The sequence below is a fragment of the Vogesella amnigena genome, assembly GCF_042648905.1.
Taxonomy (GTDB): domain Bacteria; phylum Pseudomonadota; class Gammaproteobacteria; order Burkholderiales; family Chromobacteriaceae; genus Vogesella; species Vogesella amnigena.
In genome coordinates, this window is record NZ_JBHRYH010000018.1 from 167,188 (window position 1) to 181,868 (window position 14,681).

17 protein-coding genes are annotated in these 14,681 nt (G+C 63.7%); 9 read left to right on the forward strand and 8 right to left on the reverse strand.

Annotation, left to right across the window (positions count from 1 at the left end; all coding sequences use genetic code 11):
• Positions 1 to 16: 16 nt before the first annotated feature.
• The 3 genes from ACFOKJ_RS09300 (at position 17) to ACFOKJ_RS09310 (ending at position 2,256) form a co-directional block, all read left to right on the forward strand.
• A complete protein-coding gene (locus tag ACFOKJ_RS09300) occupies positions 17 to 787 on the forward strand; it encodes a transporter substrate-binding domain-containing protein (protein WP_390278909.1) in 771 nt (256 codons plus the stop codon).
• Between the two features lie 67 nt (positions 788 to 854).
• Entirely contained in the window at positions 855 to 1,520 is a 666-nt protein-coding gene (locus ACFOKJ_RS09305; RefSeq protein WP_390278911.1) for an ABC transporter permease, read from the forward strand.
• Between the two features lie 13 nt (positions 1,521 to 1,533).
• Entirely contained in the window at positions 1,534 to 2,256 is a 723-nt protein-coding gene (locus ACFOKJ_RS09310; RefSeq protein WP_390278913.1) for an ABC transporter permease, read from the forward strand.
• A 21-nt stretch (positions 2,257 to 2,277) separates the two neighbouring features.
• Here the strand turns inward: ACFOKJ_RS09310 and ACFOKJ_RS09315 are convergent, their stop codons facing one another.
• Entirely contained in the window at positions 2,278 to 2,760 is a 483-nt protein-coding gene (locus ACFOKJ_RS09315; RefSeq protein WP_390278915.1) for an Lrp/AsnC family transcriptional regulator, read from the reverse strand.
• 166 nt (positions 2,761 to 2,926) lie between these two features.
• On the opposite strand from ACFOKJ_RS09315, the gene ACFOKJ_RS09320 reads away from it, so the two are divergent.
• The 5 genes from ACFOKJ_RS09320 (at position 2,927) to ACFOKJ_RS09340 (ending at position 8,027) form a co-directional block, all read left to right on the forward strand.
• Positions 2,927 to 3,184: a hypothetical protein gene (locus ACFOKJ_RS09320; RefSeq protein WP_390278917.1), complete on the forward strand. Its 258-nt coding sequence runs from the start codon at positions 2,927 to 2,929 to the stop codon at positions 3,182 to 3,184.
• Between the two features lie 261 nt (positions 3,185 to 3,445).
• Entirely contained in the window at positions 3,446 to 5,608 is a 2,163-nt protein-coding gene (locus ACFOKJ_RS09325; protein WP_390278919.1) for a hypothetical protein, read from the forward strand.
• A 132-nt stretch (positions 5,609 to 5,740) separates the two neighbouring features.
• A complete protein-coding gene (gene rstA, locus ACFOKJ_RS09330) occupies positions 5,741 to 6,448 on the forward strand; it encodes a two-component system response regulator RstA (RefSeq protein ID WP_390278921.1) in 708 nt (235 codons plus the stop codon).
• A 2-nt stretch (positions 6,449 to 6,450) separates the two neighbouring features.
• Positions 6,451 to 7,749, forward strand: coding sequence for a two-component system sensor histidine kinase RstB (gene rstB, locus ACFOKJ_RS09335; protein WP_390278923.1), 1,299 nt, complete (start codon positions 6,451 to 6,453; stop codon positions 7,747 to 7,749).
• Positions 7,750 to 7,835: 86 nt separating this feature from the next.
• A complete protein-coding gene (locus tag ACFOKJ_RS09340; protein ID WP_390278925.1) occupies positions 7,836 to 8,027 on the forward strand; it encodes a hypothetical protein in 192 nt (63 codons plus the stop codon).
• A 70-nt stretch (positions 8,028 to 8,097) separates the two neighbouring features.
• Here the strand turns inward: ACFOKJ_RS09340 and rph are convergent, their stop codons facing one another.
• Genes rph through ACFOKJ_RS09355 form a run of 3 tightly spaced genes read right to left on the reverse strand, consistent with a single transcriptional unit; the run spans position 8,098 to position 10,633 of the window.
• Positions 8,098 to 8,814, reverse strand: a complete 717-nt coding sequence (rph, locus tag ACFOKJ_RS09345) for a ribonuclease PH (protein WP_390278927.1) — start codon at positions 8,812 to 8,814, stop codon at positions 8,098 to 8,100.
• Positions 8,815 to 8,852: 38 nt separating this feature from the next.
• On the reverse strand, positions 8,853 to 9,686 hold the full coding sequence (locus ACFOKJ_RS09350; protein ID WP_390278929.1) for a PP2C family protein-serine/threonine phosphatase: 834 nt from the start codon (positions 9,684 to 9,686) through the stop codon (positions 8,853 to 8,855).
• Positions 9,683 to 10,633 (reverse strand): serine/threonine-protein kinase, encoded by a 951-nt coding sequence (locus ACFOKJ_RS09355; protein ID WP_390278931.1) that lies wholly within the window; start codon positions 10,631 to 10,633, stop codon positions 9,683 to 9,685. Before ACFOKJ_RS09355 ends, ACFOKJ_RS09350 begins: the two co-directional genes overlap by 4 nt.
• Before the next feature lie 78 nt (positions 10,634 to 10,711).
• Between ACFOKJ_RS09355 and ACFOKJ_RS09360 the strand changes: the two genes are divergently transcribed.
• Positions 10,712 to 11,578, forward strand: coding sequence for a YicC/YloC family endoribonuclease (locus ACFOKJ_RS09360; RefSeq protein WP_390278933.1), 867 nt, complete (start codon positions 10,712 to 10,714; stop codon positions 11,576 to 11,578).
• Between the two features lie 58 nt (positions 11,579 to 11,636).
• Here the strand turns inward: ACFOKJ_RS09360 and ACFOKJ_RS09365 are convergent, their stop codons facing one another.
• The 4 genes from ACFOKJ_RS09365 to rdgB form a co-directional block, all read right to left on the reverse strand.
• A complete protein-coding gene (locus tag ACFOKJ_RS09365; RefSeq protein WP_390278935.1) occupies positions 11,637 to 12,272 on the reverse strand; it encodes a LysE family translocator in 636 nt (211 codons plus the stop codon).
• 138 nt (positions 12,273 to 12,410) lie between these two features.
• A complete protein-coding gene (locus ACFOKJ_RS09370) occupies positions 12,411 to 12,797 on the reverse strand; it encodes a RidA family protein (protein ID WP_174875914.1) in 387 nt (128 codons plus the stop codon).
• 2 nt (positions 12,798 to 12,799) lie between these two features.
• On the reverse strand, positions 12,800 to 14,047 hold the full coding sequence (gene hemW / locus ACFOKJ_RS09375) for a radical SAM family heme chaperone HemW (RefSeq protein WP_390278937.1): 1,248 nt from the start codon (positions 14,045 to 14,047) through the stop codon (positions 12,800 to 12,802).
• Positions 14,044 to 14,640 carry an RdgB/HAM1 family non-canonical purine NTP pyrophosphatase gene (rdgB, locus tag ACFOKJ_RS09380; RefSeq protein WP_390278939.1) on the reverse strand — a complete coding sequence of 199 codons (597 nt, stop codon included), beginning with the start codon at positions 14,638 to 14,640 and terminating at the stop codon, positions 14,044 to 14,046. Before rdgB ends, hemW begins: the two co-directional genes overlap by 4 nt.
• Between the last annotated feature and the right edge of the window lie 41 nt (positions 14,641 to 14,681).

Genomic DNA, 14,681 nt, shown 5'->3' on the forward strand with positions numbered 1-14,681 from the left:
ACGGAGGAGACACATCATGAACAAGACCATCAAGACATTGGCACTGGCAAGCGTAGTGGGCCTGGCCGCCAGCCAGGCCTGCGCCGCCGGCATCAAGGAAATCCGCTGGGGCGTGGATGGCGGCTACCCGCCGTTCGACGTGCTGTCGCCCAGCGGCGAGATCACCGGCTTCGACCCGGACATCGCCAAGGCGGTGTGCGCCGAGCTGAAGGCGCGCTGCGTATTCGTGAAGCAGCCGTTCGACAGCATGATTGCCGCGCTGAACGCCAACAAGTACGACGCCATCATCGCCTCGCTCAACATCACCCCGGAGCGGCTGAAGGAAGTGGCGTTCACCGACAAGTACTACGCATCGGCGCCGCAGCTGGTGGCACGCAAGAACAGCAAGCTGCAGCCAACGGTGCAAAGCCTGGCCGGCAAGACGGTGGGTGTGCAGTCCGGCTCCATCCACGAGGCACTGGCCAAGAAACTGTGGGCCGGCAAGGGCGTGAAGATCACCACCTACGGCAACCAGGACAATGTGTACCTGGATCTGGCTTCCGGCCGCATCGACGCCGCGCTGCAGGACAATATCCAGGCGGCGGCCAGCTTTCTGAACACCGAGCGTGGCAAGAACTTTGCCTTTGCCGGCAACAAGCTGGGCGAGAGCACGCCGATCGCCATTGCAGTGCGCAAGAACGATGCCGAGCTGAAGGCGGCCATCAACCGCGCGCTGACCGCCATCCGTGGCAACGGCAGCTACGAGCGCATCCGCAAGCAGTACTTCGCGTTCGATATCTACAACTGATGCCGCCAGCCGGCGCGCGCGGCCAACCCTGCGCGCCGGCGGCCGCTTGTTGCCTGAGGAGCCAGCCATGCTCTCCGAGTACCTGCCCCTGCTGCTGAAAGGCGCGCTGCTGAGCCTGCAGGTGGCCCTGCTGTCGCTGCTGCTGGCGCTGCTGATTGGCCTGGCCAATGCGTCGATGAAGCTGTTCGGCCCGCCATGGCTGCGGCTGGTATCCACTACCTACACCACGGTGATTCGCGGCATTCCGGAACTGGTGCTGATGCTGCTGCTGTTCTTTGGCGGCGAGTGGTGCTTCAACCAGCTGCTGCAAAGCGTCGGCCTGCCGCATGTGGAGTTCAACAAGTTTCTTGCCGGTGTGCTGACCATCGCCTTCATCTACGGCGCCTACTACACCGAAACCTTCCGCGGCGCCTTCATGGCGGTGCCCAAGGGGCAGCTGGAGGCCGGGGTGGCCTATGGCATGGGGCCGTGGCGGGTGTTCCGCGCCATTCTGTTCCCGCAGATGCTGCGTTACGCGCTGCCCGGCATCAACAACAACTGGCTGGCGCTGATGAAATCGGCGGCGCTGGTATCGCTGATCGGGCTGGAGGACATGGTGTGGCTGGCGGAACAGGCCGGGCGTGCCACCGAAAAGCCGTTCCTGTTCTATTTCGTGATCTGCGTGATCTACCTGCTGATCACGGCCAGCTCCGGCGGCGTGGTGCGCTGGCTGGCGCGCCGTGCCAGCTACTGATCCGGGAGCCTGTATGGAAGAGATTCTCAATGCACTGCCGGCCTTCCTGTGGTCGGATGGCAGCCAGCTCACCGGCCTGGTGGTCACTGCCAAGCTGTTCCTGCTGTCGGCGGTATTCGGCGTGGCGCTGGCCATCGCGCTGGCGCTGCTGAAGGTGTACGGCCACCCGCTGCTGGCCTGGCCGGTTCGCGCCTTCAGCTACTTTTTCCGCGGCACGCCGCTGTTCCTGCAGCTGATGCTGCTCTACTACGGGCTGTCGCAGTTCCAGCTGGTGCAGGAGGGCTGGCAGAACGAAAACGGCTTCTGGCTGCTGTTCCGCGATGCCAGCTTCTGCGCGGTGCTGGCCTATGTGCTGAATACCGCCGCCTACGGGCTGGAGATTCTGTCCGGCGCGCTGGAAACCTACCCGCGCGAGGAGATCATCGCCGCCGAGGCCTATGGCATGTCGCGCTGGCAGCTGGTGCGCCGCATCGTGCTGCCCGGCGCGCTGCGGCGGGTGATTCCGGTATTCAGCAATGAAATGGTGTTCCTGCTGCATGCCACCGCGCTGTCGTCCACCGTGACGCTGCTGGACATGACCGGCGTGGCACGGGCGCTGTATGCCAACACTTATTCGCCGTTCTTTCCCTTCCTGATGGCGGCGGCACTGTACCTGTGCTGCACCTTTGCGCTGCTGTACCTGTTCATGGGTGCGGAGCGCCGCTGGCTGGCGTTTCTGCGCCCGCGCCAGCACTAGGCAAGCCACGCACACCAGCAGTCAGCCATCTGCCTCCGGCAGGGCTGGCCGCTGCCGTTTGATGACCTGCAGTTCGGTGGTGGTGAGAATGCGGTTGATCTTGAAACTGCTGCTGCTCAGCCAGCGCTCCGCCAGCTCGCGGTACTGGTTCATGTCGCGGCAGCCGATACGCACCAGGAAATCGAAATTGCCGCTCACCAGCCAGCTGTCCAGCACCTCCGGCGTATTCTGCAGCTCGCGGGTGAACGCCTGTTGCGACATCACGTGATCCGCCAGCGCCACCTCGGCCAGGATCACGATCGCATGCTGCGGCTGCGGCATGTCCACGATGGCGGTATAGCCCTTGATGATGCCGGCCTTCTCCAGCCGGCGTACCCGTTCTAGGCACGGCCGTGGCGTCAGGTTGACCTGCTCCGACAGCTTCTGGCAGGAAATGCGCCCGTCCTGCTGCAGCACGGCGAGGATTTTCAGATCGATGCGGTCTAGGGTGAACTTCTTTTCCATGGGGCCAGGCAGGCGGCGAGTAAAAGGGATGCCTGCAGTTTACACACCAGCGACAGGCTGCGGCCAACCTCCGGGCCCGGGCAGCACCGTGGGCAAATGTCAGCTGGCGCCACACCCTGCCTGCTGCCATGGTGAAGGTATCAGCAGTCATCGTGGAAGCCGTACCATGTCCACCTCCGCTCCACTGGGCAATCACCGCTACCGCCAGGCCAGCGACATCCTGGGCGTCCTGATCAGCCACTACACCGCCATCATCAGCCATGAGCTGGGCCAGCCGCAGCCCAATCCGGACGTGCTGCGCAGCGCACGCCACGCCCGCGACCAGCTGAACGCGCTGCGCGACGGGCTGGAACCGCAGGACAGCCAGCAAATCGACACCATCCTGGCCGAGTATGGCCCGCTGGCTGCCACGCTGGGCCACTAAGCCCAGCGCATGCCGAAGACATTTTTCAGCGTTGACGGCATGGTGGCCGAGTGGCCACGAGGTAGCCGCGTGGCAATGGCAGCAGCCCCGGCACGGTGCTGCCGGCCTTGCTGTGTATGAAAAAACCACATGCAGGGCAAGGTTTGTCAAAAATTGTTACCTGTGGCCAGGCGGCAGCGGCGGCAACTGATGGTATAAAGATCACTTTAAATATTGCTGTATTAAAACCTGACGGTTGCATAACACCGTGAAGGGGATTCCATGCAGACCACGCCAGACAACGCGCCAGACAATTCGATCGACAACGACCCGCAACCGCAAGCTCAGGCGCCTACCCCGCGCCTGTTGCACCCGGTGCCGGACCGGCAGCCCAACCAGCGCTACCAGTACTACACCGAGCGCGACATGACCCGCATCCTCACCCACCTGGACACCCTGCGTCGCGAAGCCTTCGCCGCCGGCCAGGACGAGGGGCTGGACAGTTATGACCGCCCGTTTCCGTCGGTATGCCTGATCGGTCTGGGGCGTTGCGGTTCCAATATCGCGCTGGACGTGGCCACCCTGGTGTACAACGCGCGCAAGTTCTACCTGAACGAATTCGGCAATGACGAAAAGCCCAGCGTGGAGCAGGATTTCCGCCCGCGCCGCTGGATCAAGCGCACGCTGCTGTCGCCGCAGAAGGAGCAGAAGCCGGCATTCCTGATCGAGCCGATGGTGATGCTGGGCGACCTGGACAAGGACATCAAGGGCCGCATCCGCTACTCGCGCCGTGGCGACCAGGGCGGCAGCTTCCTCAACGATTACAGCAAGATGCGCATCATGGATCTGGCCGAGGTGCATGCCGGCGGTGCCGGTAACGCGCCGATCCTGGGCCAGTACCTGGCCAAGATCATCCTCAACAAGGACACCCAGAGCTTCTCCGACGAAGACTGGAAGCTGATCCACGCCTACCTGATCGACTCCTGCGGCATTCGCGCCAACCAGTCGCGGCTGTATTTCTACATCTTCAGTGCCGGCGGCGGTACCGGCTCTGGCATGGCCAGCGAATTCGGCCTGGCGCAGCAATACGCCTACATGAGCAAGACCTTCGAGACCCGCAACGAGGCCGAGGGCGCCAGCGTGGACGAGCAGGGCTTCGTGTTCGAGCCGATCTTCACCAGCGGCATCTGCATCCTGCCGAACATCTCCGGCCACCATGTGGAAGGCTCGGAAGCGCTGCACATCAACGCCGGCCGCCTGCTGTGCAAATACCTGTCGGAAGAGTGGGACTTCTCCTACAACTTCGACAACGAGGAAGCCGGCGCCGAAAGCGTGATGCGCCGCATCCGCCCGTGGAACGCCATGATGCTGATCTCCAACGACATCATGCGTTACGCCGAGGAAACCGATAAGGGCAGCATCGACGATCTGGACGTGAACGCCATGGAGCGCCACGCCAACCAGTACATCTCGCAGCAGATCTTCAACATTCTCACCGCGCAGGCGGTCACCACCGACTACGACGAAAACTACTTCCACCGTGCCGGCATCGACATCGGCGAGACCATCCGCCTGGATGCCAACGATCTGTTCATGAGCCTGGCCGGCCCGGTAGCAGTGGCCTACGCCGAATCGGTAGTGGGCGACCCGCTGGATGTGAACAGCAGCAACAAGTTCGATATCGACGACCTGTTCTTCCGCTCCATCGACCTGCCGCACTTCAACCAGGTGACCCAGGCGATCGAGGGCATCAGCCTGCTGCCGATCGAGTCCGACCGCTACCGCGCCGCGCTGGCCGAGTACAAGGAATCCGGCTACAACCCTGCCAAGCTGAACGAGCTGTTCTTCTTCCGCAATTGTTCGTCGGTAGTGGCCATCCTGTCGCTGCCCAAGGGCTACAAGCTGTCCTACATGGACCTGAACCGCCTGAAGCAGCACCTGAACGGCCTGTTCCCCGGCACCACGCTCAAGCGCTACGCGCTGGTGATCGGTGCTTCGGCCAACCTGTCGCTGACCACGCTGGTAGCCAAGAGCCCATGCCTGAGCGACGACTTCCTGACCCTGATCGTGGCCTTCATCAAGCGCTGCTTCGCCCGTGGCAACTACCGCTACGACGACGCGCTGGACAACGCGATCCTGGACATGATCACAGCCGAACATTTCGATGAATCCATGCTGGAAGAGCTGCTGGATGAATACGAGAACCCGGCCAAGATCCTGGATACCAACTGGTTCGCCATCAAGCCGATGTACGAAAAGAAATACCGCGAGCTGATCCGCGATCCGAAGAAGTTCGTGTCGATCAACGATATCCGCCTGGGCCGCCAGCATGTGTTCAAGGCGATCTGCTACCTGCGCGAAATCTATCGTCACCGCATCGGCAAGACCCGCGTGGTATCGCTCAACGCCTACGCCGACCGCCACGGTCACCCGGCACACGACTGAGCGGCACCACGTTCATCACCGCCCGCAATGCCCTTGTGCCCCGGCACAGGGGCATTTCATTTTGTAACAGAACGCGCCTTGCCCGCCGGATAGCGGCAGGGTAATACTGCCGTTTTTACCGGGAGTCCGCCCATGACACACAAGATCCTGTTTGTCGAAGACGATGCCGAGCTGGCGGGGCTGATGCAGGGGTTTCTGGCCCGCCATGATCTGGAAGTGGTGATCGAGCCGCGTGGCGATACCGCCGCCGCCGCCCTGGTGCGCGAGCAGCCGGACCTGCTGCTGCTGGACATCATGCTGCCCGGCAAGGACGGCCTGACCCTGTGTCGCGAGCTGCGCCCGAACTTTGCCGGCCCCATCGTGATGCTTACCTCGCTGGACAGCGACATCAACCAGATCCTGGGCCTGGAGCTGGGCGCCAACGACTACGTGCTGAAAACCACCCCGCCGGCAGTGTTGGCCGCACGGCTGCGCGCCCAGTTGCGCCAGCACGAGCAGCGCCAGAACGGCAGCCAGGAACCGGACAGCCCACAGCAACTGGTATTCGGCATGCTGCGCATCGACGGCCGCAGCCGTGACGTGCAGCTGGACGGCCAGCGCATCGCGCTGTCCACCACCGATTTCGACCTGCTGTGGCAGCTGGCCAGCCATGCCGGCGAAGTACAGGACCGCGACACCCTGCTGCGCGTGATGCGCGGCCTGAGCTACGACGGCCTGGACCGCAGCATCGATATTGCCGTCTCCCGGCTGCGCAAGAAGCTGGGGGATGACCCGGCAGCGCCGGCGCGCATCAAGACCGTGCGCAACAAGGGCTACCTGTTCTCGCCGGTAGACTGGTAACCATGCGCAAGCTGTTCATCCAGTTCTACCTGCTGCTGATCTTCAGCTTTCTGCTGGCGGTAACGCTGGCCGGTCTGGTGTACAAGGAGGTGGCGGAGAAAACCGGCGACCGCGCGCTGGCCGACCTGCTGAAAACCTCGCTCAACCTGATCGAGCTGAAGCTGCGCGACACCCCGGAAGCGCAATGGCCACAGGCGCTGAGCAAGCTGGATCACGACCTGGGTTTCAATGTCTCCATGCAGCGCCTGAACGAGCTGCCCATCGATCAGGCAACCCTGCGCGCCCTGCAGGGCGGCGATATCGTGATGCTGGAAGACGATTACGTGTTCCTGCTGCGGGTGGCGGATTCGCCCTATGCGCTGGTAGCCGGCCCGATGAGCTACCTGGTGTTCCTGCATGAACTGAAGTGGTTCGACTATGCGCTCCTGACGCTGATCGGCCTGTCGCTGGCGATACCGGTGCTGCTGTGGATGCGCCCGCACTGGAACCAGCTGGTGCAGCTGGAGCGAGGCGCCAAGGCCCTGAGCGAGGGCAAGTTCTCGGCGCGGGTGCAGCTGCCGGCACGCTCCGGCCTGCAGCCGCTGGCACGCGGCTTCAACCGGATGGCCAGCAATGTGGAGCGGCTGCTGGAGAGCAAGCAGACGCTGATCAATGCCGTGGCCCACGAGCTGCGTACCCCGCTGGCGCGGCTGCGCTACCGGCTGGCCATGCTGGAACTGGATGCCGACGACCCCACCCATGCCGGCATCGAGCGGGACCTGGACAGCGTCGGTGCGCTGATCGACGAACTGCTGCTGCATGCCCGCCTGTCGCGACCGGACCTGCCGCTGCAATGGCAGCGCCTGGAAGCCGATGCCTGGCTGGAACAGCGCATCGACGACCTTGGCACCTTGCAGCCGCAGCTGCGCTGCAGCCTGCAGCTGGCAACCAGCGCGGTGCATGGTGACAGCGTGCTGCTGGCCCGGGCGATGGACAACCTGATCGGCAATGCCAGCCGCTACGCACGCCAGCAGCTGCGCATCACGCTGCAGCTCAAGGATGGCCTGCAGGTATTCTGCGTGGAAGACGATGGCCCCGGCATTCCGGTGGCGGACCGGCAGCGGGTGCTGGAACCGTTTGTACGGCTGGACCCCAGCCGCGACCGCGCCGAGGGTGGCCACGGGCTGGGCCTGGCCATCGTGCAGCAGATCATGCTTGCCCACCAGGGACGGGTGGAGATTGCCGACAGCCCGCTGGGCGGCGCCGCCATCAGCCTGTGCTGGCCAGCGCAACAAGCGGTTACATCCGCCAACAAACCCTAACAGACGGCGCCATTCAGGCTGCCTATGATGGCACCCAGTCGTCACCTGATGACGCCTGCTCTCCAAAACTTACTCGGGATTTCACCATGAAAAAGCTGACTCTGATCGCCGCTGGCCTGGCCTTTGCCGTTGCTGCTTCCTCCGGCTTTGCCGCTACCAAGCCGGCTGCTTCTGCTGCTGCTGCCGCTGCTCCGGCCAAGAAAGTAGAAAAGAAAGCTGCCAAGAAAGTGATCAAGGCCAAGAAAGCCGACAAGAAAGCCGCTTCCGCAGCCAAGTAATCACTGACTGCCGCGAAACACAAATGGGCGCCTCGGCGCCCATTTTTCATTACAGCAGGTAAACCCAGCCTCAGTTGTCGCGTGCCGCGCGCTGCAGCTGCTGCAGCTCGGCAATGCCCTTTTCCGCCAGATCCAGCAGCTGGTTCATTTCCGCGCGGCTGAACGCCACACCTTCGGCGGTACCCTGCACTTCCACGAAGTGGCCGACACCGGTCATCACCACGTTCATATCGGTCTCGCAGCCGGAATCCTCCACGTAATCCAGATCCAGCAGCGGCACGCCATCCACGATGCCCACCGACACCGCCGCCACCTGGTCGCGCAGCGGGTTGGCCGCCAGTTTGCCGGCAGCCAGCAGCTTGTCGATGGCATCGGCCAGCGCCACGTAGGCACCGGTAATGCTGGCGGTACGGGTGCCGCCATCGGCCTGGATCACGTCGCAATCGATCTGGATCTGACGCTCGCCGAGTTTCTCCAGGTCGATCACCGCGCGCAGGCTGCGGCCGATCAGGCGCTGGATTTCCTGGGTACGGCCGGATTGCTTGCCGCTGGCAGCCTCGCGGCGCATGCGGCTGCCGGTGGAGCGTGGCAGCATGCCGTATTCCGCCGTCACCCAGCCCTGGCCCTTGCCTTTCAGGAACGGCGGCACCGACTCTTCCACCGAAGCGGTACAGATCACCTTGGTATCGCCGAACTCCACCAGTACCGAGCCTTCGGCATGCTTGGTGTAGTTGCGGGTAAGGCGGACCTGGCGCAGGGCGTCGGCGGGGCGGTTGTCAGCTCGCATGGGGTATCTCCGGATCAAAAGACTGCCATTCTAGCCTGCTAGCGCTCCAGATGCGGCGCCGGTATCTGCTCGAAGCCGGCCAGCGATACCCGGCTGCTATCGATATAGCCGGCACGGCCGGCGATGAAATCCTGCTCCGCCAGCAGTGTCACCGCGATGCCGGTGAGATTGTCACAGCTCTCGCCGGCGCGCCGCTCCGCCACGTTCATCAGCGCCGGCAACACCAGCTGCGGCTCGCGACCATGAAAGATGCGGGTGATTTCCTCGTTCAGCATCGGCCCCCACAGGCCATCTGAACACAGCAACAGTGTTTCGTTACCCTGCAGCACCACCCCGTCCATCAGGTCCAGCTCCGGATTCAGCACCCCGCCAAGGCAGCTGTAGATATGGTTGCGCCCCGGATAGCTCTGCGCTTCCTTTTCGCTGATCTGACCACGATCCACCAGCCGCTGCACCTGGCTGTGATCATGCGTGCGCAGCCGCAGCTGGTTGTCCTGCAGCAGATACAGCCGTGAATCGCCGGCATGCAGCGAATACAGCTTGCCATCCTGCACCAGCGCCGCCACCAGCGTGGTGCTGGGTACCTCGTGCAGCCGGTTCTGCTGCGCCTGGGCGCGGATGGCCTCATGCGCCTCCTGCACCACGCGCTGCAGGAAGGCCATCGGCCGCAACAGCCGCGGGTGGGCGGAGCGGCGGAAGTTTTCCATGAACACGTCGACGGCAATCTGCGCCGCCACCTCGCCGTATTCACAGCCGCCCATGCCATCGGCCACCAGCAACAGCAGGGCATGCTCGGACCAGATCACCCCCATGCGGTCTTCGTTGTAGCTGCGTGCGCCAACACGCGATTCGGCAGCAAGGGCGAATTTCATGATGCGCGCCTCCCCAGCAGACACGACAACCAGCGCTGCAAACGGCCGCCAGCGGGGGCAAGCGGCGTTGCCGGGTAACTGGCCAGCAGTCGCTCGCGCACCTCACCCAGGCTTGCCGGGCGGGCCGTGTGATCCAGCATCAGGCACTGGTCCACCAGTTGCAGCAGCGCCGGGGAATACTGACCGGCCAACGCCGTGGCGGCCGGCGGCAGGGTATCCTGGCGCAGGCGCTCGTTGGCCGCAGGCAGGCGCCCGCCGCCCATGGCCAGGTACATGCTGGCGCCCAGGCCATAGATGTCGGTCCACGGCCCCAGCGGCCCCTTGGCCTGGTATTGCTCGGGAGCCGCATAGCCTGGAGTGATCATGGCAGCGGAGTGCCCATGCCCGGCAGCCTGACGGGCAGTGCCGAAATCCAGCAGGATGGGCGCGCCGTTACGGCACAGGTAGATGTTGCCGGGCTTGATATCCAGGTGCAGCAGCTGCTGCTTGTGCACCTCCGCCAGCCCGGCGATCAGCTCGGCAAACAGCTTGCGCAGCCGTGCCTCGGGCATGCGCCCGCCGGCCAGCTCCAGTTCGCGCGCCAGCGAGCGGCCATCGGCATAGTCCATCACCATGTACACCGTCTGGTTGGCGCGGAAGAAATTACTCACCCGCACCACATTCGGGTGACGGATGGTGGCCAGCACGCGCGCTTCGTCAAAGAAGCACTTCAGCCCGAGCTTGAATACCTCGCGGTCCAGCTCGTTCAGCACGGTGACATCGCCGATATCGCTGCGGCCAACCATGTCGCGCGGCAGGTACTCCTTGATCGCATATTTGCGGTCGTGGTCGTCCAGCGCCAGATAGACCTCGCTGAAGCCACCGGAGCTGAGCACCCGCACGATGGTATAGCCTTCCAGCCGGCTGCCGGCCGACAGGGAGCGTGACTTGGATTGTGTTCTGTCCATTGTTATAGTGTGCCCGCCCCGGGATCACGGTTGCGATTCGGGGCCCATCCTTTCCAATTGTCCATTATGGAGCCCCCCATGATTCTCAGCATGACAGGCTTTGCCTCCACCTCCCGCGAATTTCCGGGCGGCCTCATCTCCATCGAACTGCGCGCGGTCAACCACCGCTATCTTGACGTGCAGATGCGCCTGCCGGAAGAGCTGCGCAGCATCGAACCGCAATTGCGCGAACTGATCGCCGGCCGCGTCACCCGTGGCAAGGTGGAATGCCGCGTCGGCCTGAACCAGACCGCCGACGACACCCCGCAACTGGAGCTGAACCGCGACACCGTCAGCCGCCTGCTGGCGGTATGCGAGGAAGTCCGCGGCATCGCCCCAGGCATCCGCGACCTGGGCATGGGCGAGCTGCTGCGCTGGCCCGGCGTGCTGAAGTCCAACTCGCTGCCGCCGGAAGCCCTGCAGCAACTGTGTATCGACGGCCTTGGCGCCGTGCTTGAAGACTTCCGCGCCACCCGTGGCCGCGAAGGCCACAAACTGGCCAATATCCTGCTGGACCGCATCAGCGCCATGGAAACCATCGTCAGCAACGTCAAGCCCAAGCTGCCGCAGATCCTGGAAGCATACCGCAGCAAGCTGTCCATCCGCCTGCAAGAAGCGCTGGGCAATGTCGATGACGATCGCCTGAAGCAGGAATTTGCACTATTCGCCCAGAAAATCGATGTGGATGAGGAAATGGAACGCCTCACCACCCACCTGGCAGAAGTGCGCCGCATCCTGAAAACCGGTGGCCAGGTCGGCAAGCGCCTGGATTTCCTGATGCAGGAACTGAACCGCGAAGCCAACACCCTGGGCTCCAAGTCGGTATCCACCGACACCACCCAGGCCTCGGTGGAGCTGAAAGTACTGATCGAACAGATGCGCGAGCAGATCCAGAACGTAGAATAAATCCGCGCCCGCAGTCTTGCCGCAACGCAAAAGGCCACGCATAGCGTGGCCTTTTGTATTACGGCGCGCTGGGACGCTGCAACAGCAGCAGCCGCAGCGCCAGTCCCAGCATCACCAGCGCCAACACCCGTCCCTGGCAGCGGGCAAACTGCGGGGCCGTCGCCAGCTTGCGCCCGAGCACCCCGCTGCCGTGCGCCAGCACCATATTGAACAACAGCCCCACTACGGACAGGATCACGCCCAGCAACAGCACCTGCTGCGCCACATCGCCACGCGAAGCTTCCACAAACTGCGGCAGGAACACCATGAAGAACAGCAACGCCTTGGGGTTGAGCAGGCTGTTAAGCATGGCCATGCGCACCACCTGGCGATGGCTGCGCTGCGGCGCCTGGGTCAGTGCTGCCATGCCGCCGCTGCGCCAGGCTTGCCATGCCAGCCACCCCAGGTACACCGCACCGGCCAGCCGCAGCAGGTCGAACATCGGCGGCCATGCGGCCAACATGGCGGTAACGCCGCTGGCGGTGAGCACGGTCAGCACCGCATCGGCCAGCGCGATACCCAGCGCCACCGCATAACCGCCGCTCGGCCCCATGGCGGCGCTATGCGACAGCAGAAACGCCATGTTCGGCCCCGGCGACAGGAACAGCATCAGCACGGTCATCAGGAACAACAGCAACGTGGATTCGGCAATCATGACGGGCTCCCAGGTAATGCCTGCCAGTGTAACTGCCTGACGACAGGCCAGACTGCCGGGCTATCGAACACTCTGTTTCCGGCTGGCATGAAAAAAGCGGCCAGATGGCCGCTTTTCATTACCAGGATGATCGCGTGATCAGTTGCCCAGCACCATTACCGCGTCGGCTTCCACCTGCACGCCCTTCGGCAGGCTGGCCACGCCGATGGCGGCGCGGGCCGGGAACGGCTGGCTCATGTACTGGCTCATCACTTCGTTGAAAGTGGCGAAGTTGGACAGGTCGGTCAGAAAGGCATTCAGCTTCACGATCTGGTCCAGGCTGCCACCAGCGGCCTCACATACGGCTTTCAGGTTCTTGAACACCTGATGCGCCTCGGCGGCAAAGCCACCTTCCACCACGGTCATGGTCACCGGGTCGAGCGGGATCTGGCCGGACAGGTACACGGTATCGCCGGCTTTGACAGCCTGGGAGTACGCGCCAATTGCTGCCGGGGCCTTGTCGGTGTGGATGATCTCTTTAGCCATTTTCAGTTTTCTCCGTCTTCGTGCAGGAACAGGGTTAACAGGTCATTCAGGAAGCGCTGGCCCTTCAGGGTTGGCCGCAGATGGGTGAGATCGTGTTCGATCAGCCCTTCCGCCCGCGCTTGCTGCAATTGCGATTGGATACAGGATACCGGCAAACCGGTGCGCTCGCTGAACAGTCGCAGCTCGAAACCGCCGGTAAGGCGCAGCAAGTTCATCATGAATTCGAACGGCAGGTCCTTGCGGCCAACCTTGTGGCTGCTCTGCACCGGCTTGCCTTCCGCCACTGCCTGCAGATAGGCAGCTGGCTGCTTGTAGCGCATCTCGCGCACGATACCTGCATGCGAGCTGATCTTGCCATGCGCGCCGGCACCGATGCCGACGTAGTCGCCAAACTGCCAGTAATTGACGTTGTGACGGGCGAAGCGCCCCGGCTGCGCAAAGGCGGAAGTCTCGTAATGCACGAAACCGGCGCCTTCCAGCCGTGCCTCGATCGCCTCCTGCATATCGGCGGAGAGCTCGTCGTCCGGCAGGTTCTGCGGCAGCTGCACCGCGAACAGCGTGTTCGGCTCGATGGTGAGGTGGTAGGCGGAAACATGGCTGACACCATACGACAGCGCGGTGTCGAGATCCGCCAGCGCCTCGGCCAGCGTCTGCTGCGGCAGTGCGTACATCAGGTCGAGGTTGACGTTATCGAAGTAGGTCAGCGCGGTTTCCACCGCGCGGCGCGCCTCGGCGTCGTCGTGGATGCGGCCCAAAGCCTGCAGGTGGCGCGGGTGAAAGCTCTGGATACCGATGGACAGCCGGTTGATGCCGGCATCGCGGTAACCCTGGAAGCGCTCACGCTCGAAAGTACCGGGGTTGGCCTCCATGGTGATCTCGGCATCCGGCTGCAGCCGCACACGGGCGCGGATGCCGGCCAGCAGCGCATCCATCGCCTGCGGGCTGAACAGGCTGGGCGTGCCACCGCCCATGAAGATGGTGCTGATCGGCCGGCCCCAGATCGACGGCAGGCTGTATTCGAAGTCGCGCAGCAGCGCTTCGACATAGGCCATCTCGTCGAAGCCCTCGCCCACCCGGCTGCGACCAGTGTTGGCCGCATTGGCAATGGGGATACTGCCGGCGCGGAATTCATGCGAGTTGAAGTCGCAGTACGGGCACTTCTTCACGCACCACGGGAAATGGATGTACAGCGACAGTGGCGGCAGCTCTCTCAGCCCGCCCTTCAACGCCGACAGATCGATCACGCTCATGCCAGCTGCACCTGCAGCTTGGCCAGCAACGCCTGCATGGCCTGGCCGCGATGGCTGATGCCGTTCTTCACGCCGGCAGGCAGATCGGCCACGGTGCAGCCATGCGCCGGCAGCCAGAAGTGCGGGTCGTAGCCGAAGCCGCCATTACCGGACGCGCTGTCCACCACCTCGCCATACCAGGCGCCGTCCGCCACCAGCGGCTGCGGGTCGTCGGCATGGCGCAGCAGCACCAGCACGCAGTAGTAGTAGGCGCGGCGGTTGCCCTGGCCCTGCAGATCGGCGATCAGCTGCGCGTTGTTGCGCGCGTCCGATTTCGGCTCGCCGGCATAGCGTGCCGACAGCACACCGGGCTTGCCGCCCAACGCGTCCACACAGATGCCGGAATCATCGGCCAGCGCCGGCAGGCCGGTCACGCGGCAGGCGTGGCGCGCCTTTTCCAGCGCGTTTTCCAGGAAAGTGCCATGCGGCTCCGGGCTTTCCGGCACGTTCAGCTGCCCCTGCGGAATCACTTCCACACCCAGCGGCGCCAGCAGCGCGGAGAATTCCTTCAACTTGCCGGCGTTATTGCTGGCCAGCACCAGTTTTTCAATCATGCTTGCTCCAAGCCCGCCGGTCGCCTTACGGCCCCGGCAGT